The 1,610-nt window shown below is 69.1% G+C and carries 1 protein-coding gene; it reads right to left on the reverse strand.

The window, feature by feature from the left end:
* Positions 1-1,514: DUF3560 domain-containing protein (locus tag ACE3QP_RS21740; RefSeq protein ID WP_374439171.1), on the reverse strand; the 1,514-nt coding region annotated here is incomplete at its 3' end.
* Positions 1,515-1,610: the final 96 nt, after the last annotated feature.

Below are 1,610 nucleotides of genomic sequence, written 5' to 3' on the forward strand. Positions count from 1 at the left end.
TCGTCCTGCGCCAGCAGGGTGGCAGGGTCGCGCTCAGGGGCAGCCACGGCGGGTGCGGCCTCCAGGGCCGGAGGATCCACGCGCTTGGCGTCGGTGATGTACACGAAGTGGTACTTGTGGCACCAGTTCGCGCGAGCCAGGCTGTCGGAGAACTCGGGCTTGGGCAGAAAGCTGCCCGCTGCAGCCTTGCGACGGTGGGCGCCGTGCTCGGCGCTGGCCGGCGCCTTCTTGTGGGCGCGGTAGTCGGAAGGGATGGCGTCCCATTCGGCCTTGGTGATGGCCACGCTGTGGGCGTCGGGGTAATTGCACAGCTTGCCAGTGCCAGCCGCCTTGGCGGCGGCTTGGCTGGCCTCCTCCGTGGGCGCCTGGTAGTCCTTGATTTCCTCCAGACCACGCACGCGCACGAAGCGGGCATTGGTGCTGACGCTGACCGCCTTGCCGCCCACCTTGTTGATGCGCATGATGGTCAGCCACTCGCTACCGATCAGGACGCGGCCGCCCACGGCCAGGGGCCAGCGCTCCGCCATGTCTTGCACGCCGATCTGCTCGCCCAGCAGCGCACGCTCGTAGGCGAGGCGGTTCTCGTAGTGCTGGGCCCAGCGCGCATAGTGCGCCAGGGTCGCGCCGCACGCCGCCTCTACCAGCTGCAGGGCTTGCTGGGGGTCGGTAATGATGCCGTCCTTGATGGCGCTCCACAGGCCCATGCGCCCCTCGTACTGGCTGGCGGGCAGTTCGCGCGGGAACTGGGCCAGGGTGAACTCCCAGCTGTAGTGCAGGTAGTTCGCCAGGCTCTGGGCGCGCTCGATGGTCAGGCCGGGCTTGCGCCAGGCGTTTAGGTGAGTCTGAGCGGTCTGGACTTCCTTCTGGGCCTTGCGCAGCTCAGCCTCCAGGCCTTTGATGCGACGGGCGCGCACATCGGGGCGGGCCTTGTAGTCGGCATGAGCCAGGGCGCCGCGCGCGCGCTCCTGCCAGTAGGCGGCGGTTTCCCAGGCATTGACGGCGGCGCCCATGGCGCGCTGCATGCGCTCTTGATCTTTGCGGGCGCGGCGCTCGCTGTGGTGGCCAACGAGGATGGGCTGGCCCATCTCGAAGCGCTGGCCGATCTTGTGGACGGCTTCCTGCAGCTGGGCGCCTTGGCGCTGACGGGCCGCGCTGTGGCCGGCGAAGCGCTCGGCACGCTCGGCCTGGCGCTCGGCCAGGGTCATCTCCTCGGGTTCAATGCTGCCGCACAGCTCCAGCAGCAGCTCCTCGCGCGCGGGCGTCCACATCCCCGCCACAAAAATCTCCTGCCGGGGCGCCCACGAGAAGCCCGCAGCCTTCACGCGCTCGTAAGTCGCAGCATCCAGGCGGCACGCCGGATAGAGGCGCAACTTGTTGTCCTCCGGGCTGTAGGTGGCCGCGTGCAGCGGGCCCGAATCTTCAACGGCTGCTTCCTGGCGAGGCGCGCCGGGGTGCGGGGCGAAGGGCCCTGCTTCAACGGTTGCACTGGTGTCGAGCTGGCTGAGTTCGGTCATGGTGACTCCTTGAGTGGTGAAGGGGGCTGCTCCCCGGGTCGTCGCGACGCCAAAAGAGCGAGCGGACCGGGCAGAGCCAGGGCACGCCCGCAAGCC

The sequence above is a fragment of the Inhella sp. genome, from assembly GCF_041912635.1.
Classification (GTDB): Bacteria; Pseudomonadota; Gammaproteobacteria; order Burkholderiales; family Burkholderiaceae_C; genus Inhella.